This window comes from Halomonas sp. Bachu 37 (assembly GCF_039691755.1).
GTDB classification, from domain to species: Bacteria; Pseudomonadota; Gammaproteobacteria; order Pseudomonadales; family Halomonadaceae; genus Vreelandella; species Vreelandella kashgarensis.
In genome coordinates this window covers 2,246,607-2,270,354 of sequence record NZ_CP137552.1, presented here as the reverse complement: position 1 = coordinate 2,270,354, position 23,748 = coordinate 2,246,607, and the positions used below count along the sequence as shown (strand labels likewise).

The 23,748-nt window shown below is 55.0% G+C and carries 18 protein-coding genes; 12 read left to right on the top strand and 6 right to left on the bottom strand.

What is annotated here, in order from left to right:
* The first annotated feature begins 71 nt into the window (after nucleotides 1–71).
* Complete coding sequence (locus R5M92_RS10405) at nucleotides 72–1,844, top strand: class I SAM-dependent methyltransferase (RefSeq protein WP_346795859.1); 1,773 nt, start codon at nucleotides 72–74, stop codon at nucleotides 1,842–1,844.
* Between the two features lie 141 nt (nucleotides 1,845–1,985).
* Here the strand turns inward: R5M92_RS10405 and R5M92_RS10400 are convergent, their stop codons facing one another.
* Together R5M92_RS10400 and R5M92_RS10395 are read right to left on the bottom strand one after the other, a co-directional pair.
* The gene (locus tag R5M92_RS10400) at nucleotides 1,986–5,834 is read right to left on the bottom strand and encodes a glycosyltransferase (protein WP_346795858.1); all 3,849 of its coding nucleotides are present in this window, start codon (nucleotides 5,832–5,834) and stop codon (nucleotides 1,986–1,988) included.
* Nucleotides 5,835–5,969: 135 nt separating this feature from the next.
* Nucleotides 5,970–6,902 (bottom strand): flagellin, encoded by a 933-nt coding sequence (locus tag R5M92_RS10395; RefSeq protein WP_346795857.1) that lies wholly within the window; start codon nucleotides 6,900–6,902, stop codon nucleotides 5,970–5,972.
* Nucleotides 6,903–7,176: 274 nt separating this feature from the next.
* Between R5M92_RS10395 and R5M92_RS10390 the strand changes: the two genes are divergently transcribed.
* A complete protein-coding gene (locus tag R5M92_RS10390; RefSeq protein ID WP_346795856.1) occupies nucleotides 7,177–7,362 on the top strand; it encodes a flagellin in 186 nt (61 codons plus the stop codon).
* Between the two features lie 138 nt (nucleotides 7,363–7,500).
* Here R5M92_RS10390 and fliD read toward each other — a convergent pair whose 3' ends face one another.
* Both fliD and R5M92_RS10380 read right to left on the bottom strand, forming a co-directional pair.
* On the bottom strand, nucleotides 7,501–8,889 hold the full coding sequence (fliD, locus tag R5M92_RS10385) for a flagellar filament capping protein FliD (protein ID WP_346795855.1): 1,389 nt from the start codon (nucleotides 8,887–8,889) through the stop codon (nucleotides 7,501–7,503).
* Nucleotides 8,890–9,010: 121 nt separating this feature from the next.
* Nucleotides 9,011–10,042, bottom strand: a complete 1,032-nt coding sequence (locus tag R5M92_RS10380) for a DUF1853 family protein (protein WP_346795854.1) — start codon at nucleotides 10,040–10,042, stop codon at nucleotides 9,011–9,013.
* Between the two features lie 234 nt (nucleotides 10,043–10,276).
* Between R5M92_RS10380 and R5M92_RS10375 the strand changes: the two genes are divergently transcribed.
* From R5M92_RS10375 to R5M92_RS10360, 4 genes are all read left to right on the top strand, one after another.
* Nucleotides 10,277–10,726: a C40 family peptidase gene (locus tag R5M92_RS10375; protein ID WP_346799344.1), complete on the top strand. Its 450-nt coding sequence runs from the start codon at nucleotides 10,277–10,279 to the stop codon at nucleotides 10,724–10,726.
* A 221-nt stretch (nucleotides 10,727–10,947) separates the two neighbouring features.
* Complete coding sequence (locus tag R5M92_RS10370; RefSeq protein WP_346795853.1) at nucleotides 10,948–12,159, top strand: zinc-dependent alcohol dehydrogenase; 1,212 nt, start codon at nucleotides 10,948–10,950, stop codon at nucleotides 12,157–12,159.
* A gap of 302 nt (nucleotides 12,160–12,461) precedes the next feature.
* Entirely contained in the window at nucleotides 12,462–13,790 is a 1,329-nt protein-coding gene (locus tag R5M92_RS10365; RefSeq protein ID WP_346795851.1) for a diguanylate cyclase, read from the top strand.
* A 119-nt stretch (nucleotides 13,791–13,909) separates the two neighbouring features.
* Nucleotides 13,910–15,727 carry a putative bifunctional diguanylate cyclase/phosphodiesterase gene (locus tag R5M92_RS10360; protein ID WP_346795850.1) on the top strand — a complete coding sequence of 606 codons (1,818 nt, stop codon included), beginning with the start codon at nucleotides 13,910–13,912 and terminating at the stop codon, nucleotides 15,725–15,727.
* Nucleotides 15,728–15,804: 77 nt separating this feature from the next.
* On the opposite strand, the gene R5M92_RS10355 is transcribed toward R5M92_RS10360, so the two are convergent.
* Complete coding sequence (locus R5M92_RS10355) at nucleotides 15,805–16,407, bottom strand: putative metalloprotease CJM1_0395 family protein (protein ID WP_346795849.1); 603 nt, start codon at nucleotides 16,405–16,407, stop codon at nucleotides 15,805–15,807.
* 145 nt (nucleotides 16,408–16,552) lie between these two features.
* On the opposite strand from R5M92_RS10355, the gene R5M92_RS10350 reads away from it, so the two are divergent.
* The 4 genes from R5M92_RS10350 to R5M92_RS10335 all read left to right on the top strand — a co-directional run bounded on the left by R5M92_RS10350 (nucleotide 16,553) and on the right by R5M92_RS10335 (nucleotide 18,858).
* Nucleotides 16,553–16,783, top strand: a complete 231-nt coding sequence (locus R5M92_RS10350; RefSeq protein ID WP_346795848.1) for a DUF2835 family protein — start codon at nucleotides 16,553–16,555, stop codon at nucleotides 16,781–16,783.
* 77 nt (nucleotides 16,784–16,860) lie between these two features.
* On the top strand, nucleotides 16,861–17,244 hold the full coding sequence (locus R5M92_RS10345) for a hypothetical protein (RefSeq protein WP_346795847.1): 384 nt from the start codon (nucleotides 16,861–16,863) through the stop codon (nucleotides 17,242–17,244).
* A 294-nt stretch (nucleotides 17,245–17,538) separates the two neighbouring features.
* Nucleotides 17,539–18,093 (top strand): antibiotic biosynthesis monooxygenase, encoded by a 555-nt coding sequence (locus R5M92_RS10340; RefSeq protein WP_346799342.1) that lies wholly within the window; start codon nucleotides 17,539–17,541, stop codon nucleotides 18,091–18,093.
* Between the two features lie 93 nt (nucleotides 18,094–18,186).
* Nucleotides 18,187–18,858 carry a glutathione S-transferase gene (locus tag R5M92_RS10335; RefSeq protein ID WP_346795846.1) on the top strand — a complete coding sequence of 224 codons (672 nt, stop codon included), beginning with the start codon at nucleotides 18,187–18,189 and terminating at the stop codon, nucleotides 18,856–18,858.
* 142 nt (nucleotides 18,859–19,000) lie between these two features.
* Here R5M92_RS10335 and nhaD read toward each other — a convergent pair whose 3' ends face one another.
* Nucleotides 19,001–20,488 (bottom strand): sodium:proton antiporter NhaD, encoded by a 1,488-nt coding sequence (gene nhaD, locus R5M92_RS10330; protein WP_346795845.1) that lies wholly within the window; start codon nucleotides 20,486–20,488, stop codon nucleotides 19,001–19,003.
* A 315-nt stretch (nucleotides 20,489–20,803) separates the two neighbouring features.
* On the opposite strand from nhaD, the gene R5M92_RS10325 reads away from it, so the two are divergent.
* Together R5M92_RS10325 and R5M92_RS10320 are read left to right on the top strand one after the other, a co-directional pair.
* Nucleotides 20,804–21,799: a TAXI family TRAP transporter solute-binding subunit gene (locus tag R5M92_RS10325; protein WP_346795844.1), complete on the top strand. Its 996-nt coding sequence runs from the start codon at nucleotides 20,804–20,806 to the stop codon at nucleotides 21,797–21,799.
* Between the two features lie 98 nt (nucleotides 21,800–21,897).
* Complete coding sequence (locus R5M92_RS10320; RefSeq protein WP_346795843.1) at nucleotides 21,898–23,742, top strand: TRAP transporter fused permease subunit; 1,845 nt, start codon at nucleotides 21,898–21,900, stop codon at nucleotides 23,740–23,742.
* The last annotated feature ends 6 nt before the right edge of the window (nucleotides 23,743–23,748 follow it).

Genomic DNA, 23,748 nt, shown 5'->3' with positions numbered 1-23,748 from the left:
TTTTTTGCGCCTAACTTAATATCGCCCCAACACGCTAAAGCGTTTTTTTCACCCATCGGAAACATCTAAATATGAATTTTCTTATTTTATATAATTCAAAGATTGACCCTTTTGGAACTCATTTGGCATTTTCAAACAGCATTGCAGAATCTGCTAATAAGCAAGGACACAACCCTCTTATCATAGATATCAGCCGTTTCTACGAAGAAGCTTATACTGCCCTCATCTCAGGTTATTTTGATGCGGTACACTTGGAACAGAGTCATGGTGCCGAATTAATAAAAAGAGCGTCTGAACAAAATCGGAAAACTCCTCCTTTTTTCTCTTTAGTTAGAGACATGCCTTTTTATCCATGGATAAATGAAAACATAATTAAAACAGACACTACCTCTAAATTTTTCTATGTTGAGCCTAGTGCTGTAGATATCGCAAAAAAAATCAATAAGCACCATAATGCTGAGTACCATCCTAGCCTATATACTTCTTCGCTTTTAACTAATGAGCGATTTACAAAACCTTCCGATAGGCCCATAAGAAATCTTTACGTTGGAAGTTATCAAGATAACAATCACTATTTAAAGCGGATAAGAAAAAATAAACAGCTATCTACAGCACTTGACTTAGTGCTTGAAACTAAGACAACACCTGCACACATAGCACTATCAAATGCTTTCAAAAGAAAAATAAACTTTGCAAAAGAAAGCAGCATGGTTGAACTATGCTTTCTTATCAATCAAGTTGCAAGATCAATCCGGCGCGAAGAGTTTTTGCGTACAGTAGCACCCCAAATACCGTTAACACTTGTATGGAATGGAAAATTCCCAGAAGGTGTTAAATTCCATAAAGACACCAAAGTACTAAAACCCAAAAATTATGCTCAAACCGTTAAGTTAATGCATCACAGTAGCAACATGTGGATGATCATCAATAACTTTGGTTCTGCTTTAAGTGAGCGGCAACTAACAGCTGCTGCTAGCGGCTGTATACCATTCACAACTATGAATGACCATTCAGAAATACATACAGAACTCAAATATGTATTTCACGACATAGATGATGACATTAAAAGAAGTATTGAGTTATCTAGAGATTTAATTTCCCTTAACCACATTCATGAAATGACAATAAGAGGTAAAAAATTAGACAACTTTAACCCGAAAAACTATATTAAAAGCATTGAAAAATCACTGCCAATAAAACCTAACTTTTCTATTCGCTCATCCTCAGAGAGTAAAAACTTTTCTGTTATTAAATACTGGGAGGATCGATACAAACAAGGAGGAAACTCAGGTTCTGGCTCATATGGACAACTTGCAAAATTCAAGGCCGAAGTTATTAACAGCTTTATTGCTGAAAAAGAAATACAAAGTATACTTGAGCTAGGCTGTGGTGATGGCAACCAACTAGCGCTATTCAATCGCGTTGACTATATAGGTGTCGACGTTTCAGAAACTATAGTAGAAATCTGTAAAGAAAAATTCAAAAATGATAATACAAAAAAATTCATAACTCTTAAAAGGTTTGCTGTAGAGAAACCCACTGCAGAACTAACCCTGTCTTTAGATGTAATCTACCATCTTGTTGATGAAGAAATATATAACGAATATATGCAGACACTATTTTCATCTTCCAAAAAATACTGCATTATTTATTCATGCAACCAAGAGCTCAACGACTTAACTCCACACATGCGAACTAGAAAATTTACTGATTGGATATACAAAAACTTAGAAAATTGGAAACTCATTAAGTGTATCCCAAATGTTTATCCCAGAAGAAAAAATAGCGACCCAAACTTGACATCAATATCTGATTTCTATATTTTTGAGAAACAGCCTACTTAATAAAATATTTTCATAAACTCATGCTCTACATGCCAACCAAAACTATAAAACAGTTTCAGGGTGACATGTAGAGCTAACTCTCAACTAACTATTTGCGTAATATTCAAGAAAACAGAGACCCCCACTTCACATTCGTATAAATCATTCGACATTAAAAATATAAGTTGATATATTTTCTATTTGTTGCAACCTTGAATACTTAGCCAAAACAAAATCTCTATACATTCCTGAGTTATATATCTCGTTTGTGAACATGCTAACGGCCTCATCGACGGTATTAAATACTAAGGAACTTGGATATAACTCTTTCGCACCAGGCCAATTATGAATTATAGGTTTAATACCTTTAGCCATAGCTTCAGCGATATTATAACCAAAAGATTCTGAAACACTTGTAGAAATCAAATAATTCTTGTTTTCAAGCCAACTGTCAATATCTTCAACATGACCATAAAATATTACATTATCCTTTATATCCAACCCTTCCAGTATATGCTTCATATATCGTTGAATGATTAGATCGCTACCTTTTCCAGCCACATGTAAAGTATACCTTCTGTCTATACTAACTAATTTTTCTATAATTTGGACAAGAAGTTGAGGGTTCTTCACATCTCTAAGGGCAGCAACAAACGCCAAATCAAAACCTGCGCTTCTTTCTTTATACTGCAATGACTCTATATCCACTCCATTATGAATCACAGTAGAAGATGTTTTTACACCTCTTTCTTTCACATATTCCATCATATGATCAGAAACAAATATCAGTTGGTCCAAAAAATTTGCTTTAATATTTTTTGGCCAAGGTGTAAAAGCCTCAAACCCATGTAAACGGCACACCACTTTACAATTTTTATTTATTTTATAACTAGCTTTAGCTATAACCTCGTCACACCACTCAAACCATGTTACATCTGACCAATCCATAAGTTTTTGTAGCCTCTCCATGTCAGGCAACCTGTAATCGAGATGCCAGTACTCTACGCTAAACTTACTTTCAAGGCTTTCAACTATAGGCTTAATAAATGTCTCGCCACGTGAGCATACAAAGAGTATTTTATTTTTTTCTCCATTTTCGTCATAGCTTAAAAAAGGAATAATATCATTTTTGCTTTCATAATGATGTTTTTTTGTTTGCACTCCATTTCCAGCTAATGCATCCAATTCTCCCGTGGTACTTTTAACGTTTACTTCTGAGATATTTTTATGACGAACGTCACTTCTATACCCTTCTTTATCATTTTTTTTATGATAGAAATTTGAAAGCATCCAGTTTATCTTATTTTTATCGCCCCCTTTTTTAATAAAGATAGCATCTGCAGCCAGCAGTTCTACATCCATATACTTTAGATTTTCTAAACGTAAAAACTTAAACCCTTTTTGGCTTGCCCAATGCTGCAGTTCAGCAAGATTAGGCTGGCGCTCATGAGTCGGCTGAAAGGCGACCTTCACCTGAATCAGAAGGGTGTTTTTTAATGTTTGTTCGCCGTTTTCTAACACCTTCATGGCATCGTGTAGGTCATCGAGAACCAGCACATCGACGTTAGGAATACCCTCGATGTCGTCTAGCCTTACTGTACTGATGGGCAACTCTGCCAGTGTTTTTACTTTATCGCGTAGGTATTCTGGCTGCTCCTCTTCTGGCAAAGGCTTAAGCGTGCTGCCTTTTTCAGCCTCTAGCGCGGCGTAAAGCGTGGCGGGCTGGCCATCGCCGAGAACAGCGTGGGGGTAGTGATGCAGTTCCCCGAACGCTTTAAGCTCATCGACTTTTTTATTTAGCAGGCTTGCCGGGTCAAAGCTGATCACCGCTAGGTGGCCACTGGCCATCCAGTTAGGGTAATCGAGGTGTCGTGGGAGCACGGCAGCGTTATCGATAATGGTGACTGGCTCATCAAGCTGCCATTCAAAGCTCTCGCTTTCTTCACCTTCTTCTATTTCTTCGCTACGGGCTTCGGGCAGTTCTAGCGGTTCCTTGTTATCCTCAAACCACAGCTCGCCTTCTTTGTTAAACGTCAGCGCTTCTGGCGATTTGCCTTCGCAGTAGCGCAGCCAAATCGCGCGCAGGGCATTGTTGAAGTGATTGGCAAAACGCGGCGCATCGCATACCGGAGAATAATGCAAAATGGTACGCAAACCAGCACGAATAACCGCAAGGTTGGGCAAGTCGCTTGCGAGTTCCAACACTCGCTGGCGGTACTCCTCCCAGCTAGTGGTCACTAACTCATTCAACCCGGCATTGATCAGGTGTGTTGCACTGTGGCGGCCCGCAAAGGTAGGGCCAGGCAGCGTTACCACTGGCACGCCCATCAGCATGGCTTCGCACGTTGTTAAGCCGCCTGAGTAAGGCCAGGTATCCAAGGCGATATCAATGCGTTGGTACGTCGCGATAAAATCTTTGTGACGAATAGGACCTTCAAGCAACACGCGATATTGTTCGATGCCATGCTGAGACATCTCTTCCCAAATCCATCGGCAAAAATCTTCGCTTTCATACTGAGCGCCGCGTAATAGGAGCCGGCTTTCAGGCAACTCGTGCATTAGCCTAGCCCACTGTTCTAACAACTCGGCGCTGATTTTTGCCGGGTTATTCAAACACCCCAATGTGATGTAGCGATTTTTTAACGCAGGCAAAGAGTTGGTAGCCGGTGAATACGGAGGCGGCATGTAACAGATGTAATCATCCGGCAGGCGGATAAGCTTTTCCGTGTATTGATCATCAACGCCTTCGGGGGTTTCGATATGATCTGAGATCAAGTAATCAATACTCTCCACACCCATGGTATTGACCAAGCCCCCAACCCACTTAACACAAAGCGGCGCTGGACGCATGGAGATAGCTTGTAAGCAGTTTCCATCACCGTGGCCAGATAAGTCGATAAGGATATCAAGTTTGTCGTCTCGTAATTGTTGGGCCACCTCGTATTGCGAAAGGTGACGAATTGGCCGCCAAACTTTACACGCATCCCGTACTTTTTGAGTAATAAAGTCGGTTTGGTCGCGAGTGCTATAGCCATAAAAGTGAATATCCGAACGGCTATGCTGTAAAGCAGCTGAAATCATCTGCCCTACCGGGTGCAGGCGGAACCCTGATGAAATCAAGCCAACGCGTAGTGGCTTGGTTTCATCATTAACATTCGTGGGCGCAGGCATGCGTGGCAATGCAAATTTTTTATCCCACTGTTTAGCAAACGCATGTATCTCTTCTTGTGTGGCATCAGGGTTGTAATGTTTTGAAAAAAAGATATTGGAATATGCCATCACAAAGCCTGGGTCTAATTCCAATGCTTGTTGATAGTACGATTCTGCTTTTTTGTACTGGCCAATGTCTTTGTATAAATTACCCAAATTATTATAGACGGAAGGATGCGGGGGGAACTCTTTCTCTAGCAAGTGGTATACCGACAATGCTTGATTAAAATACTTAGCATTATACAGCAGCACGCCTAAGAGAAGCTTACTTGAAAAAGGCTCAAAACCACCATCGATTGCAGCTTCAACATGTGGTATGGCAAGTTCCTGTTGACCCGCACTGTGTAACATTTCTGCCAGCCGGAATCGTCCCTGTGCGTAGCTAGGATCAAGCGCAACCGCTTTGCTCTGGTATTGTATGGCTTGCTCGTTGTTGCCTTGTTGATAATAGACGGCGGCAAGGCTTGTAAGTGATAGTGGATCTCGGTCATCTAAAGCGACCGCTTTATGCAAGGGCGAGTGCGCTTCTTGTACATCTCCCGCTTGTAGATAACTAGTGCCTAGCGCTTTCCAGGCAAACGCATTTTCAGGGTATTCCCGTGTGAGTTGCTGAGCTAACGCTTGTGCTTGGGTAAATTTTTCATTATCAAGCAGTGTGAGAAAGCGTTTAGCCTGTTCGGGGTGCACACCCAGATTGTCATAAAGCTTGTCATGAGACTTATCTGCCGGCGGCCAGTTGGTTGTAATACGCTTTGCTTGCTGTGTCTTTTTCGCTTTGCTACGTGTTTTTTTCTTCGCCATGGAGCCTCCCTAAGTTCAAATATTTGTTGCGTTACCACTACTTTATCAAGCCCTAGGTCGGCTGATAATAAAAAAAACCCGGGCAAATAGCCCGGGCTCTGTGTTTCGTGCCGTACGCTGGCTGTAGTGTATCGCTTAGCCCAGCAGTGAAAGTACGTTCTGCGGGCTCTGGTTAGCCTGAGCAAGAATGGACGTACCTGCCTGCTCCAGAATCTGCGCTCGCGTCAGGTTAGAAACCTCAACGGCGTAGTCAGCATCTTCAATGCGTGAACGCGCGCCTTGCAGGTTGGTAGAAGTCGTCTCGATGTTATCCAGCGCTGTTTCAAAGCGGTTCTGCATCGCACCTAAGTTACTGCGCTCCTGGTCAACAGCAGCAATCTTGCTATCCAAGATGGCGAGAGCATCGCCCGAGCCCGTACCAGAAGATAAACGTCCATCAAGAACATCGAAGCCTTGCGCAGTTACGCTACGAGCTTCCCCACCCACTGAGGCTACATCGTTGGTACCTGCTGCATCGAACATGTTCCAACCACCAGTCGCGCTGGAAGTACCATCTGCTTTGGCGGCTCCAATTGAAATATCAATACGCTGATTATCGTCTGAGCCAACCTGAACGGAGAAGTTAGTGCCAGTACCACCAACTGAAGTTTTGGTATCGAATACGTCACGACCGTTAAACTCGGTTTGTTGCGTGACACGATCGATCTCTTTCAAACGCTCATTAACTTCTTCTTGAATAGAGTCAATGTCTTGTGCGGTGTTAGTACCGTTTTGCGCTTGAACTGTTAGCTCACGAATACGCTGCAGGTTATCGTTAACCTGATCCAGTGCACCTTCAGCAGTTTGCGCCAGTGAAATTCCGTCATTGGCGTTACGAGACGCTTGGTTCAGGCCCGTGATCGTACTGCTCATGCGGTTGGCAATCGCCTGGCCCGCCGCGTCATCAGAAGCACTGTTGATGCGCAAGCCAGAGCTCAAACGCTCTTGAGCTTGAGCAAGCGAACTCTGAGAGCTTTTGAGGTTATTTTGGGCTACCAGAGCCGTAATGTTGCTATTAATCACTGACATGTGAATTCTCCTTCACGCTTTACATGGCCACTTGACCTGCCCTACGGCATATGTGCCGCTCTATACTGTGTTACGGCCAGACGGCGGCAAACTTTAGGTACTTTTCCAAAAAAAAAGGTAATTTTTCGTAACTTAACTAATTTTCTTCTAAGCAAGTGGTTTTGACGCAGCTAGGCGATGACTTCGAGGCCTGCTTTACTTAAGATAATGAGCAATTAACAAGCAGGATGGGCATCAATGACGATTATCAATACTTGCAAGAGTCCATGATCAGGTGGATGACTACCGTAGCCAGTATGGCGCGCTGCAGCGCCGCTTTGAGGATGCGATTGAAGGGCTGGCAAAGCAGTCTACTGCCACGCAAGCGGCACAGTCACGCATTATGGATGCGGATTACGTCGAAGAAGCTTCGCAACTGGTGAAGGCGCAGTGCTGCAACAGGCAGGCGATGCCATGTTAGCGCGGGCGAACTAATCACCACGGCATGTATTGGTTTTTTTGCACTGGTGGGGCGTAATATTCACCTTCAGGTGCTTGACTATAGCAAGGCGGGGCACGCCTTGCTTTTAGTCAGTCATTTCGCGTACGAAACAATAGTTTAATTACCGCTTGCCATCTGCCCGTTGATCATATTGAGCTGCTGAAATAGGTAGCCGCTCGTTGAGTTCATCTGGGACATCATGCTATCGAGCTGGGAAAACTGCTTTTGATATCGGCTGATGGTGCGCTCAATACTCTGCTCCGTGCGCTCGAAACGCGTATCCAGGCTTGCTACGCGAGCCTCAGACCCGCTCACGGCACGCTGAATCATGCCATTCTCGTCGTCGAGCGCACGTCCTAGTGTGGCTTCCAACCGGCCCGCCATGCCCGCCTTTTCATCGGCGCCGGCAAAGAAATCCGCCAGCGCCTGCGGATTATCGGCCATGACTTCGTTCAGCTTGGCTGTATCCAGCTCCAATCGGCCGTCTGCTTTCAGGGAGATGCCGACCTGCGACATCATCGTCAGCTCGCCACCCAATACGCTATCCGTCAGGTTGCGGCTGAGGCCGGTCTCGATGGTGCGTACGGTTCGATCCCCTACCAGTTCACCGGCGGCTTCTCCTACCCCTTGGGTCATGCGCCCCAGGGTAGAATCGAGCTTGTTATAGATATCGACGAAGCTTTGAACGGCCTCTCGTATCGATTCCTCATCTTTTTCTACGATGAGGCTGCGGGTTTCATTCGCTAGGCCAGGGTCCAGCTGCAGGGTGACGCCCTGAATGGCTCCTTCCACCGTATTGGTGGAACTGGTGATGTCGATACCGTTGATCTTCAGCTTGGCGTCCAGCCCCTTCTGATGAGTACCGGCATCCCCTTTCAGGTTGGCGTCAGTGAAGTTGGCGAAGGACATGCCGGAAATTCCGGCTTCGGCGCCGGTTTCCTTGGAGGACAGTACCAGGCGGTAGCCATTCTCGCTTCCGTCGTTGATGATGGAAGCATTGACGCCAGCATCCGGGTCGGCGTTGATGGCGTCGCGGACACCCTCCAGTGTGAGGCCTGCCTCCAATTCGACCGTTTTGGTCGTCGTTCCTGCTTCGGCATCGCCGAAGGTAAGCTGAAGGCTTGCCGTATCTGTAGTTGTAGTCAGCACGGTATCTAGGCTGCTTACCCCTGTACTGGCCAAGCTGCCGGCACGGGCGGTATTGGTGATGGCAACCTCGTAGCGGCCAGGGTTGGCCTCCGCGCTGGTGGTGGCGGTCATGCCTTCGCCGCCCTGCACATTGGCTTTCAAACCCTGATAGAGCGAGTTGCTATTCAACTTGCCAACAGCATCTTGAAGCTCACTCAGCCCGGATTTGAGGCGCCCGTAGGCCGAAACCTTGGCCTGCTCCTGGGTTTTCTGCTGTGTAATCGGCTGAAGCTTCTGCCGTTCAGCAGAACGCAACTGGTCCAGCAGGCCGCTCAGGTCGAGCCCGGAACCAACGCCGAGTGAAGAAATTGAAGCCATGCCTAGCGTCCTTTTTGCGTAGTTCGTATACCAACATGACACCCGAAGGGTACTGTGACATCCAGGAAGTACTACAAAACTAGTTTATTCTGGTTACTTTAACCTTTCGGCCGGACAAAGACTAACTTGAGGAATTTCTGCCCGGCGGCAGGGGAATGCGGTTCGGCCAGTCGTCGGCGACGAGAAAGATGCGCTGCCAATTCGATTCCGGAGCAAGCGCATGGCTGGAGCTGGCGGCGAAGGGGCAATGCACCATCATCTGCAAGGGCAGGTCGGTTCGAGCAAAGTGCCGGTGCAGCGCCGGGAGCAGCTCTGTTAAAGGACACAGACGGCTAGGATGGGGCGGGGCGAGCCAGTGGGGCTTGTCCAGCAGCGCCCCCTGGGTGGCGGCAGGCAGTTGCGCCATGAATTTGGGCCAGTCGCCCCATCTTACCCAGGTGCCGCGCAGGTGGTGCGGGTTGGCGCCGGTGGGAGCCGGCAGCTCAGCGTGAAAGGGGTAGAACAGCACCCCTGGCATGGCCAGGCGCTGGGTGAGCGCAAGCGGGGCTTCGGCGGAGGCGGTATCCCGCGGGGCGAGCCAGTGGCGCAGGGTGGCATGGGCGGCGGGCGTGGCGGAGAGCGGCAGCTGGCGACGCTGCATGTGGTCGCGTTTGATGGCCAGGCTATCCAGCCCGCCGGGGCCTATCCAGCGGCTTTGACTGTCGGCGGCTCCTGGCCCTTCGGGCAGACCGAGATAGAACTTGATGGCGACTTCCAGATGAACGAGCGCGGGGTCGTGGCAGGTGCGGTAGACCATGTCCAGTTCACCCAAGGTAATGCGCCGCTCGATGATACGAATGTTGCTCGCCAGCAGTCGCGTGCCTGGGGCGTGTTCCAGCAGGTAGTGCCAGAGGCGTTCGTGATAATGCCCCATGCGGGCGCTGACGGCGGTGCCGATGGCCTGTTCGAGATGCGCCGGATGGCGTTCGCGGGCGGCAAGCCAGCGGGCGCGTGTTGCCGATGATTCCAGCCCCAGCTCGGCGAGGGTGGGCCTTCCGGCCCAGAGGGGCGATAGCGCGGGGCTGGCGTTTTCGGGACTGACGATATCCGGCGCTTCGATCAACCACGCCAGATCGCGTACCAGCGGATGGTGGTAGGAATCGCTCTCGCTCATGCCGTTCCGGGGAAGGTGAATCTCATCGAACTCTACCATAGTGGTGCAAGCATGGACGCTAGGCCATAGTGAAGTCTGTGGCGATCAAGAAACGGAGTGTCCATGTTTACCCGCGCATCCCTGTTTTCACTTACCTGCCGGTTTTCCACCGCGCGTTACTTTCTCATTTACTTTCCCAGTTACTTTCTCAACTACTTTCTCAACTACTCTTCCAAGGCATTCGGGGCGCTGGTGATGGCGCTGGCGTTGCTGGTGCTGTCCGGCTGCGCCAGCCGGGATATCGCCACGCGGGAAGCACCAATCAATCAGGAAGGGCTCTCCATGGAGCGGGCGCTGATTCTGGCGAACGCTCAGCAAGCCCTGGGCACGCCCTACCGGCTTGGCGGCACCAGCGCCGAGGGTGTGGACTGTTCGGGCCTGGTGACGATGGCCTATCGCGCCGCCGGCATCGGCGTGCCGCGCACCGCCAACGATCAGTTCCAGCACCTGCCTTCAGTGGATGAGGCGCGTCCGGGCGATTTGCTGTTCTTCGGCTCCCGGCGCAAGGCGACCCACGTGGGCATCTATCGTGGCGACCGGCAGATGATTCATGCGCCGGGACGCGGCCGGGAGGTGGTCAGCGTGCCGCTGGATATCGACTACTGGCAGGAGCGCTTTCTGGGAGCCGCGGCTCCGGCGCCTTGACGCCGCTGGGTTGGTTATCGCTGCCGCTTGGTTTTCTGATTTTTATCGCTAGCGCTTGGCCCTTCTTTATCGCTAGCGCTTGGCCTTTGCCGCTTGCTGTCACTACGCTGGAAGAACGACTCTGCGGGAGACCGAGTGGTCAGCCCCTTGGAGTTCCCGTTTCAGGAGAGCCAGCGAGCGAGCAGCCAATAGCGAGTAGCAACCAAGCATAGGAGAGCGAGATGAAAGCCATCGTTTACCATGGAATCGGTGATATCCGGCTCGATGACGTTCCCGAGCCGACGATCCAGGAACCCACTGATGCCATCGTCAGAATTACCACGTCCGCGCTGTGCGGCACCGACCTGCACTTCATTCGCGGCACCTTCTCCGATATGCAGGAGGGCACCATCCTCGGCCATGAAGGGGTCGGCATCATCGAGCAGGTGGGCGATGACGTGCGCAACCTCTCGGTAGGCGACCGGGTGGTGATTCCGTCCACCATTGCCTGCGGCACCTGCTCTTATTGCCGTGCCGGGTATTACGCCCAGTGCGATGTCGCCAACCCCAACGGCAAGCAGGCCGGCACCTCATTTTACGGTGGCCCCAAGCCGACCGGGCCGTTCCACGGCCTGCAGGCGGAAAAGGCGCGCATCCCCTTCGCCCATGTGGGCCTGGTGAAACTGCCCGATGCGATCAGCGACGACCAGGCCATCGCCATGTCGGATATCTTTCCCACCGGCTACTTCGGGGCGGTGTCCGCCGAGATCAACGACGGCGATACCGTGGCCGTGTATGGCTGCGGGCCGGTGGGGCTGTTCGCCGTCGTCAGCGCCTTCCTGCTGGGCGCCGGGCGGGTATTCGCCATCGATTCGCACCAGGACCGCCTCGACAAGGCGCGCAAGCTGGGTGCCGAGGTGATCAACTTCGAGCGTGAGGACCCGGTGGAAACCCTGCAACGCCTGACCGGCGGTATCGGTGCGGACCGTGCCATCGACGCGGTCGGTGTGGATGCCGAACACGCCCACCACGGCCCGGCGGCCGAACACGGCGATGCTCAGGGTCAAGAGAAGGAAGCGAGGAAGAACGCCCCCGACGCCAACCCGTCAGGCGATCTCTGGCAACCCGGCGACGGCCCCAGCCAGGCGCTGCAATGGGCGGTGGAAGGTTTGGCCAAGGCGGGAACACTATCGATCATCGGCGTGTATCCGCCGGATTTCCGCGCCTTTCCCATTGGCATGGCGATGAACCGCAACCTGACGATGCATATGGGTAACTGCCACCACCGCAAGTATATTCCCAAGCTGATCGAGCTAACCCTGGCGGGCAAGGTCGATCCCGCCATGATCCTGACTCAGGACGAGCCCATGCCCGATGCCTTGAGCGCGTTCGAGTCGTTCGACCGGCGCGAGGAGGGCTGGATCAAGGTGGAGCTGGAGCCTCAAGCTGGCTAGATACCGCTAGCGTTCACGGCAGTTCCGGTCCATGCAGAACCGGTTCAGCTCCCATTTATGAAAATCAGCGCGTCATCCGTGTTTCGTCACTAGACGATAGGCGGATGGCGCGTTTGCGCTAGCGGTTTTCCGGCCTGGCGAAGTTGATGCATGTCAACAAACTCGCTGCAAATCCTAGGAATGGTTTCTGGCTGACATAAATTAACGGTGTGTTTCGTTATGATCCATTTTCATGCGTTGTTCCGGGGGTACACGAGCCAAGCCTGAGCGGAATCGACGCGGATGGTCAGCAGGAGAAACACATGACAACTGAGTCGATTTCCCAAGCCGGGCCGGGGACACCCATGCCAGTCGCTCTCGAAGAGGCCTACCACGCCCTGGAAGCGCGTTTCGAGCAGTTCTATATCGCCGTCGAGCAGAGCCCGGTCGCCACCGCTATCACCGATGCCGAAGGGCATATCACCTTCGTCAATCAGCGCTTCAGCAGTATTACCGGTTACAGCCGCGAAGAGTTGATCGGCCGAACGCCGGCGGTCATCCAGTCGGGCATGACCCCGGATGCGGTGTATCGGGAGATGTGGGCCACCTTGCGCGCGGGGTCGGTGTGGGCGGGCGAAATCCTCAACCGGCGCAAGAACGGCGAACTCTACTGGGAGTTCGAAACCATCACGCCGGTTCGCGGCGGCGCCGGCCAGATCCTCAATTTCGTGGCGGTGAAGGAAGATATCACCCAGCGCAAGCAGCAGGAGAACGAATTGCGCCTGCTGGCTACGGCCTTCGAAACCGGCCAGGCCACGGTAATCACCAATGCCGACATGGAGATCGAGCGCGTCAATCAGGCGTTCACCGATATCACCGGCTATCGCAGCGAGGAGGTGATGGGCAAGACCCCGCGGCTGTTCAAGTCCGGTCGTCACGATGGAGCCTTCTATCAGCGCATGTGGACGGCCCTGCGCGAGACCGGGCACTGGCAGGGAGAGATCTGGAATCGAAACAAGTACGGCGACGTGTATCCGCTATGGCAGTCGATCACCGCAGTGCCGGATGGCCAGGGGGATATCCGCAACTACGTGTCGGTCTTCCACGATATCGCCGAACGCAAGCGCATGGAGCTCGAGTTGAAGAACCAGGCGACCCGCGACCATCTCACCGGGGCCTACAATCGGCGGGCATTCGACAAGGCGCTGAGCCAGAGCATCGACAAGGCTCTGCACACCAGCGAGCCTTTCGTGCTGTTGCTGTTCGATATCGACCACTTCAAACAGGTCAACGACACCCATGGGCACGATGTGGGTGACGAAATACTCAAGCAGCTGGCCGAATGCATCAGAAGTTGCTTGCGTGAAAGTGATATTCTTTCGCGCTGGGGAGGTGAGGAGTTCACCATCCTGCTGCGTGGAACCAACTTGAGCGGGGGCACGGCCTTTGCCGAGCGGATTCGCGAGCGGGTCGCCCGGCAGAAATTCGTCGATTGCTCCATCACGATCAGTATCGGCGTGGCGGAGTATCGTCTCGGCGAAACCCAGGAACGCTTGATCTCGCGTACCGATAAAGCCTTGTATCTGGCCAAGCATCAGGGGCGCAACAGCGTGGTGGTGTGTAACCAGGCGGAATCTTGCGAGGGAGCGTAGTCCTGAGAGTGAGCCCGGTTCTACAAGAGAATTGGTTTTGCGAGAACTTGTCACGCCGCTGGCAGCGGTCGAGTAACCGTGCCATCCGATGACGAGAACAACCCATAAGGAGAGCCAAGGTGAATAGCCAATTCCCCAGCAGTCTTGACCTGGCTCATTCCCGGCCATCCGATAAAACGTCCTTGGCGCTATCTTCCAAGAACCAGGCTCCCAAGAACCAGGCTCCCAAGAGCCAAATGGTGGCGGCCACTGTTTTCCGCTATGCCAACGAGGCGATCATCATCACCGACGCGGAAAACCGGGTGATGGATATCAACCCCGCCTTCAGCGAGCTGACCGGTTATGCGCTCGAGGACATGGCCGGCCACCCACTGGAGTCGTTCAGTATCCTGCCGTTGGACGACAGCAACTCGGTCAGACTGCGCCAGGAAGAACTTCGACTGCGCGATCGCAGCAAGGGCCAGGTCAGCTACCGAAATCGCGAGGGCAAGATCTATCCCGCCATGATGTCGATCAACCGGGTGCGCGATACCCAGGGAGAGGTGAGCCATCATGTCATCATCCTGGCGGACCTTTCCGCCATCCCCGCTCACGCTCGCCACCTGAACCGGGAGGTCTTCTTCGACTCCTTGACCGGCCTGCCCAACCTGCAGCTGCTCACCCAGCTGATTCAGGAGTCCATGCAGCACGCCCAGGACAGCGGAACGCCTCTGGCGATATGTTCACTGGATATCGACTTCTTCAAGAACGTGAACGATCGGCTGGGTCCTGCCATGGGTGATGTGCTGCTTTCCACCTTTTCCCAGCGCATCAGCCACCTGCTGTTTGGTGATGACGTGCTGGCCAGGGTGGGGGGCGATGAGTTCGTTCTGCTGTTGCACAATGGGGTGGAGAACGCCTTTTTTGAAAAGCTGCTGCAGGAAATTCGCAAACCGCTGCTGGTCAATGGTCAGTTCGTCAACCTGACGGCGAGTATCGGCGTGACGCTCTATCCCGATGACAATGCCGAAGGCGATGTGCTGCTGCGCCATGCCAACCAGGCCATGTATCGGGCCAAGCAACGTGGACGCAACACCTACCATTTTTTCGATCCAAGCCACGACCGTCAGCTGCAGGTGCGCTTCGAGCAGCGGCAACGCTTTCTGGAAGCGATACGCAATGATGAGCTGCGCCTTTTCTATCAGCCTCAGGTGGACATGGGAAGCGGCCGGGTGGTCGGGGTGGAGGCGTTGATCCGCTGGCAGCATCCTGAGGAAGGGCTGCTGTCACCGGCGCAGTTTCTGCCCACCATCGAGGCCACGCCATTGGAAGTGGATCTGGGCGAGTGGGTCCTGGAGCATGCCATGCGGCAACTGGAGAACTGGCAGGAGCGGGGCATCATGCTGCCCGTCAGCGTCAATATCAGCCCCGCGCACTTGCTGATCGAGGATTTCAGCGACCGTATCGCCCGCTTGCTCGAGCGCCATCCCAAGGTACTGCCGGCGATGCTCAAGCTGGAGGTGCTGGAAACCGCCGCCATGCACGATATCCAGGCGGCCCTGGCGACCATGGCGCGCTGTCAGCAATTGGGGGTGAATTTTGCCATCGACGATTTCGGCACGGGGTTTTCCTCGTTGACGCACCTGCGGCAACTCCCGGTCGACCTGATCAAGATCGATCAGAGTTTCGTGCGGGACATGCTGAGCGATCGGGATGACATGGCGATCGTGGAGAGCGTGATCTACATGGCCAATCGGTTCCAGCGCCCCATGCTGGCGGAAGGAGTGGAAACCCTCGACCATGCCAAGGCACTGATGGGGCTGGGGTGTCGGCTGGCCCAGGGTTACGGGATCGCGCGGCCCATGTCGGCTGATTTACTTCCCGAATGGTTGCAGCGTTGGCCGAAGCGCAGCGATTGGCGGGCGCTGGCCCGGGAAGAGGTCGACTCCCTGACTTGAAGCTGGTTTATCTTCGGCCTCAACTCACTTCGATACTTCGATACTTCGATACTTCGATACTTCGATACTTCGATACTTCAAGCGAATTGCAGGGTGGTAGCGGGTGCGTCTTCGCCCGCCATTCGTGCCTGATCCATCTCGCTGCGCAGAGCCGCGGCCTCCAGCTGCGCCGCCAGCAGGTACTGGCGCGCCTGGGCGGCGACCTGAAGATCCTTGGGGGATGGGTCCGCCGGAGCCAGGGCGGCGGCGATCACGGTCTGCATCTTTTCGATAGTGGCATCCGGGTCGCCCTTTATCGGGCCGTAATCGATCGGGACTTCGCCGGCCACGGCGTACCGCTGGCCATCCGGGCCGGTTTCATACTCGTAGCTGACACCACGGGTATAGGCGCCTCCCGTTACCAGGTGAGCCATCTCATGCTGGCGAACCGCGCGATCGGTCTGCTTGAGCTGGTCGAGCATGCGCACTTCTTCACTGGTCAGTGGCGTACCATCCGGCCGTGTGGGGCCTGTGGTGGGACGGTTGTCTTCGCTCGTCTTGCTGTCCGTGTTGTCCGTGACCTGGCTTTCCGTGGCTTCCTGGCCTGGGGCGCCGGACGCGCTGACCCGGGGCGAGGCGGTCGGCTCGATAGCCGGTAACGGCGGAACCGCCAAGGAGAAATGGACTGACGACAGTTGCATGGGCGTTACCGGCGCTATCATTATTGGATAGAATGAAGTATCGGCAAGTTATGTTCTTCCGGCAAGTTCCGGTCTCGTTGAAGCGCGTGAAATCGCCACATGGCATCTTGAAACGCAATGGTCAGGTCTTGGGCGCGGGTGATATATGCCGAGTATCGATGTGGTGATTGAGTTGACGTATGCAGAGTGTCTGTCGCACTACGAAGGTCGAGTGGGACTTGTCCGTACGCGCAGCCTGGATGGTCGGCGCGTCGTGTTTCCGGCTGAGGCCATTCGCCGCGTGGTGACACGGGACGGCGTCCATGGGATTTACCGGCTCAGTTTCTCTCAGGAGGGACGTTTCATGAGTATTCAGCCGCTCCGGGTATCGTCGTAAGCCATGCTGGTGGAAAACCAGCTGCTGCGCTAACGGCTACAAGAGCGATACACAAGAATGGGTCACAAGAGTTTTCTATGCACCAGAACATAGCGGAAATCACCCTGAGGGAGCTGATATATACGATTATCCCTCACCTCAATACGGCGGAAAAACTGATCAATAATACCTTGTCCTCGCTGATCGAAGCCTCGAATAATCCTCTGGATCTGCTCAAGCGCCAGGATCAGCAGAAGGAATTCGCGCTGGAGGTGCAAAAGATCCGCCTCAACCTGGAGAATCTCCTCAAGCGCTACGAAAGCGATGCGGCGATCGTGCTGCGTGCCGAAGGGCGCGTTCCGGGGCCTGTCATCGAGCCGGATGAAAGCGAGCGACAAGCCCTGCAGGACGCTCTGGACATCTACGCTCGGGTGCGCGATTTCCAGCAAGGCGAACGCTCCCACCCACTACGCCAGCCCTAATCAGTCCGGCCTCGGCATATTTATTGCTTCAATTCTGTTACGTCATTTTCCGTCCGCCGCATTCTGTATACTGGCGGACTTTCCCGCGTTCGCATGCCGTGATTTATCCCTCATGGCAGCGGTGCAGGCCGTTTCATGCCTGGATTTATCCATCCGGGATGAGCTGCGACCCCTACCCGGAGTGTCGCTGATTGATTCAGGAGATATACAATGTCTACCACAACCGGGTCTACCACAACCGGGTCTACCAAAACCGGGTCTACCTCGTTCGAATCTACCTCGCCCGTCACCTTGATGGTGGCCCGCCGTGTGGCGAGTGGCCGCTATCGCGATTTTTGCCTTTGGCTGGATGAAGGACGCGAGCTTGCCGCCGATTTCCCCGGCTACCTGGGCTCCGGTGTTCTGGCGCCGCCTCCGGGCGATGACGAGCATCAGATCATCTTTCGCTTCAGTTGCAGCGCGACGCTGTCCAGCTGGGAGCATTCAGCGTCACGCCGCGCCTGGCTGGTTCGCGGTGAAGGGCTGTTCGAGGCGCCCCATGAGCATCGCGCCATCGGTCTGGATAGCTGGTTTCGCGATGAGCAGGGACTCACTCCGCCGCGCTGGAAGCAGGCTGTCGCTGTATGGCTGGCGTTTTTTCCCATTTCCCTAGTGTTTCAGTGGGGGTTCGGCGAGACGCTCGCCACCTTGCCCTTGTTGCCCCGGGTGCTGCTGAGTACATTGATGCTGACGCCGATCATGGTGGGAGTCTTCATTCCGCTTTCCACGCGCTTGCTGGCGCCGTGGTTGCAAGGCAAGTGGTCGTTCACCCAACGGCTGTCACGTTGGCGCTCGCATCACCGCGCCTGACTTGGCGGATCGGAAGCTAGGCTGCTGTAATAGCGACGATAAGATATCAGCTGTTTCAGCCAGCCTGCTGCTCGAGCCAACAAGGAGTTTGTCATGATTCGTGTCCACCATCTGGAAAAATCGCGCTCCCACCGGGTGCTGTGGCTGCTGGAGAGCCTGGGGCTCGAGTACGAACTGATCGAATACCCACGCGACCCCAGGACCCAGATGGCACCGGAATCGCTCAAGCGAGTTCATCCGCTGGGCAAGTCGCCGGTGATTACCGACGATGAACTGACCATCGCGGAATCCGGCGCCATCATCGATTATCTCCTGGCCCGTTACGGCAAGGGCCGCTTGCAGCCCGAGGAGAGCGACACCGCTGCCTGGGTGGATTATCGCTACTGGCTGCATTACGCCGAAGGCTCACTGATGCCGCTGCTGGTGATGCGTCTGGTGTTCGGTCAGATTCCCAAGCAATCTCCCTGGTTGCTCAAGCCGATCGCCGGTGGTATCAGCGGTACGGTACAGAAGCGTTTTCTTCAGCCCCAACTCAAGCTGCACCTGGATTTCATTGAAGCGCACCTTGCCCGCCATGGCGCCTTTGCCGGCACCTGGCCGTCTGGGGCGGACGTGCAGATGAGCTTCCCGCTCCAGGCGGTGGCGTCCACCCAATCGCTTGCGAACTACCCGGCCATTGCCGCCTTCGTCGAGCGAGTCGAATCCGACCCGGCCTGGCAGCGTGTGGTGGAGAAGGCCGGCCCTCTCACCATGCCGGGGAGCTAGGTTGCCTTCCGGTTTCTGGCGCTGCCTGCTGATGCTCGGATATGGATGTGAAAACGCCCCTGAAGCTGGCTTCAGGGGCGTTTTGCCGGGACTATCTTGTCCTTGCCTGTCTAGCCTGCGTTCAGGCTAGTCGATGACAGCGCTAGTTGAAGACGGTAAAGGCGTGCGCGTTCAGCCACAGGTGAGTGGCGATACTGGCGATATACCCCAGCAGAATGACCGGAGCCCACCTCAGGTGCCCCATGAAGGTATAGGAGCCGCGGGCCTGACCCATGACCGCCACACCTGCAGCGGAGCCGATCGACATCAGGCTGCCACCTACGCCGGCGGTCAAGGTGATCAGCAACCAATGCCCGTGGGACATTTCCGGCTCCATGGTCAGCACCGCGAACATGACCGGAATGTTATCGACCACGGCGGAAATGATGCCCAGGGCAATGTTGGCCCAGGTGGCGTTCCAGCCCGTGTAGAGCGCATCGGAAAGCAGGCCGAGATAACCCATGAAACCCAGTCCGCCGACGCACATTACCACGCCGTAGAAAAACAGCAGGGTGTCCCACTCGGCGCGGGCGACACGGTTGAAGACGTCGAAGGGCACGACGCTACCCAACTGCTCGAGTTTCTTGCTGTCGCCGCGACGGCTATAGCGCTCGCGCTTGCGCTCCAGCGAACGCGGCAGGCTGCGGCGCAGGTAGTAACCGAAGAACTGCAGATAGCCCAGGCCGGTCATCATGCCCAACACCGGCGGTAGGTGGAGGAAGACGTGGCACATGACGGCGGTGGCCACGGTAACCAGAAACAGCGCCACAATACGCCGCGCGCCGCGCTTGAGATAGACTTCCTCGTACAGGCTCTCGGGTTTCTGGTTCTTGATGAAGAAGCTCATGATGACGGCGGGAATCAGGAAATTGACCAGCGATGGCACGAACAGGCTGAAGAACTCCTGGAACTCGACGAGACCGGCCTGCCATACCATCAGAGTGGTGATATCGCCGAAGGGGCTGAAGGCGCCACCCGCGTTGGCGCCCACGACGATATTGATACAGGCGAGGTTGATGAAGCGCTTGTCGCCTTCGGCCACCTTGGTCACCACGGCGCACATCAGCAGGGCCGTGGTCAGGTTATCGGCGATGGGCGAGATCACGAAGGCCAGGCCGCCGGTGAGCCAGAACAGCGAGAGATAGCTGAACCCCTTGCGCAGCATCCACGAACGCAAGGCATCGAATACCCGGCGCTCTTCCATGGCGTTGATGTAGGTCATCGCCACCAGCAGGAACAGCATGAGTTCGGTGAATTCGAGCAAGGTAATGCGAAAGGCGTGTTCGGCGTCTTCGGACAGGCCGCTTTGCACGTAGACCCAGCCGATCAAGCCCCAGATGATACCCGCCGCGACCAGTACGGGTTTTGACTTTCGCATGTGAATCTTCTCTTCGCTCATGACCAGCGCGTAGGCGATGACGAAGATGAAGAGGGCAAAAAAGCCGACACCGGTACTGGTCAGGTCGAGGCTGCCGGTGACGGCGTGGGCGCTCGGGCTGAAGGCCAGCAGGGCGAGAAGGATAGGCACGAGGGAGCGCGACCACCGGCGGCTGGGCCAGGGTCTGCGGAAAGAAGCACACTGAGTGAGCATGACGTTGCGTTTCCTGAGGTAAGTTATTAAAGGGAGGGGGAAAAATCGGCGTTAGTTTAACAGCCTATATTGCGACGCAATATGGGAAAAATACGAAAGAAGGCCTGCCATAGCTTGTGGTTCGCGTCTTTTTTTAGGAAGTTAATCGTTTTGCTAGTTGTATTTTATTAGATAAGAGTGACGCTCTTTCCGCCTGCTTGGCCGGGCGCGCTCGTGCCCCGGGGGGAATGGCGTGTTATGTTTGACGCGCACCCCCTGCGATAAAAAAACGCGTCCTCGAGACGCTGGACTGACCCTGACCCAAGGAACCGTTCAATGCGCCACTTTACTCGTTTTCGTTCCGCTGCCCTGTCTCTGCCCCGCACGCTGCTAGTTTCCGCGAGTGCCGTCATTCTGGCGGGGGCGGCGTTTTCCGCCCAGGCCGAAACCCGGGTGACCTATAAATCCGCCTCGGCGGGAACCGCCTACTATCAGATGGGCGTTGAACTTTCCGAAGCCATTCGTGAAGGGACCGATGACGAGATCATCCTGACTCTGGAGGAGAGTCAAGGCTCGGTCCAGAACGTGATGGAAGTGATGGCTCGCCAGGGCAACTATGTCTTTACCACGCCACCCGCCCTGGTCGAGCAGGCAATGGCGGGAGAAGGCGCGTTTGCCGAGCGCAACAACCCGCGTTTTCAGGATATTCGCGGACTTTTCCCCATTCCCTCTATCACCATGCACTTCGTCATCAAGGGTGATGAAGGGGTGGTGGGACTCGAAGCGCTGGAAGGGTTGGATATCTTAATCGGGCGTGGCTCGTTCGGCGCTCGCGAGGCACAGCGCTACCTGGACCTCTTCGATCTCACCGACAAGGTAGATATCGCCGATGCCTCCATCAGCAGCGGTCCCGATGCGTTGAAGAACGGCCAGATCGACGCCTTCGTCACGTCCAGCTCCTACCCCACGCCGAACGTGATCGAAACCTCCTCCAGCATGCCGATCAGCCTGGTCAGCTTCACCGATGAGCAGATCGAGAAGACCGGTGCGGCGCGGCAGACGATTCCCGGCGGCACCTATCCCGGGGTAAAAGAAGACGTCCATACCACGTCGCTACCGGTGATCGTCTACACCACCACTCAGATGGACGACGATACGGCTTACACCTTGACCAAGACGTTCTGGGAGCGGCGTGACGCTCTGGCTCAGGAAGCCGCCTGGTGGGGCAGCATTACTCACGACATGCTGGATAACATCTCCGGTACCCTGCATCCCGGTGCCCTGCGCTACTACGATGAAGTGGGTATCGAGGTTCCCGAATCCCTACGTTGAGTGTCGACCCGAACCGAAGACCGCCACGACGATCGTCGTGGCGGTCATGTTTTGTCGGCGGGCTATCCGCATTTCCTGACTGATTGGGCCTTGCTGCCATGTTTGCTTTCTCCTCCTCCCTCGCCGACTCCTCGGACGCGCCCGCCGATCCTGCGCTGGAAAACAGAAAACGGCACAACCCCGCCGGACAGGGCGTTCACCCGGCTTGGGTGTTGCTGGGCGGTATCACGGTACTCTTTCACCTGGGCTTGATCTTCTATGGGCTGGCGCCGGCCTTGATCAGTCGGCCGCTGCACATGGCCCTGGCCTTGCCCTGGATTCTGATATTCATGGCGAAAACGCCCTGGCAGCGGCGCAGCGGCTGGTTGCTGACCCTGCTGGGGATTGCGGCGTGCGCTTACATCGCGCTCAACGAGGCGGCCCTGGCCGGGCAGTACGGTTTCATCGATACCCATCTGCAGATGGCCATCGGCATATTTCTTATCGGCCTGGCGCTGGAAACGGCAAGAAGGGCGATCGGTTGGCCGCTCCCGCTGGTGGCCCTGGTAGCGTTGCTGTACGCGCTCTTCGGCGAACTGGTGCCCGGGCAGTTCGGCCATTCGGGGCTTCCCCTGCCCAGCTTGATCGGCACCCTGACCATCGCCGAAGGAGGCTTGTGGGGCTCCTTGACCGGGGTGAGCGTGGGCGTCGTGGCGATCTTCGTGATCTTCGGAGCGGTACTCAATGCCGGCGAGGCGGGGCAGGGCTTCATGAACCTGGCCAGTGCCTTTGCCGGTCGCTTGACCGGCGGCGCGGCCAAGGTCTCGGTCATCTCCTCGGCGCTGATGGGCTCGATTTCCGGTTCCGCCTCGGCCAATGTGGCCTCCACCGGCGCCATCACCATTCCCTCCATGGTGCGGCTGGGCTATCCGCGCTCGCTGGCGGGAGCCGTGGAGGCGGTGGCTTCCTCGGGCGGGCAGATCATGCCGCCGCTGATGGGGGCGGGGGCGTTCGTGATGGTGGAACTGACGGGAACGCCCTATACCCAGATCATGGCCGCCGCGACCCTGCCGGCGATTCTCTATTTCGTTACCGTATGGGTGGGCATCAATGCCTATGCCACGCGCCATGATCTGCGTCCCGTTGCGGCGGATGAGCGCCCGACGAGCAGGGAGGTCTTGATTACCTCGCTGTTTTTCGCCATCCCCTTCGCCCTGCTGCTCGAGCGTATCTTTCTCGGCGGCTACACGCCGCAATATGCCGCCAGCGTGGCGATATTCGTCGGCCTGGGGCTTCTGTTCTTCGATGTGACGTTGCGCTTCTCGCTGCGTGGTTTTGCCACTCGTCTTGCCGACGCTCTGGTAACGGCGGGGCGCCAGGTGGCGGTCATCGGTGCCATCATCATCTGCGCCTCCCTGGTGATCGGGGTACTGTCGCTGACTGGCCTGGGGGTCAAGATCACCTCGGGCATCCTGTCGCTGTCCAACGACATGCTGTGGCCGGCCCTGCTGCTCACCGCCCTGGCGTGCCTGGTGCTGGGCATGGAAGTGCCCACCACCGCCGCCTACGTGATCTGCGTTTCGGTCGCCGGACCGGCGCTGACGGCGCTGGGGCTCGAGCCTTTGCTGGCGCATCTTTTCGTGTTCTGGTTCGCCCTGCTCTCGACCATCACGCCGCCGGTGTGCGGCGGGGTGTTCATTGCGGCGGGCATGGTCGGGGAAAACTGGCTGAAAGTGGCACTGAAGGCGATGTCGCTGGGGATCGGGCTCTACCTGATTCCGCTGGCGATGGTGGCGAACCCGGATGTGATTCGCCTGGCAGCGGTGCCGGGCGGGGCGCTGTTCGCTGCCGCCAAGATCGCCATCGGCCTGGGGGCGATCTCCTATGGCGTGATAGCCCGGCGGCCCATCTGGTTGCGGTTGGGGCTGGTCGTGCTGGGCGCCGTGGTGCTCTTTGTCTTGTGACGCCCG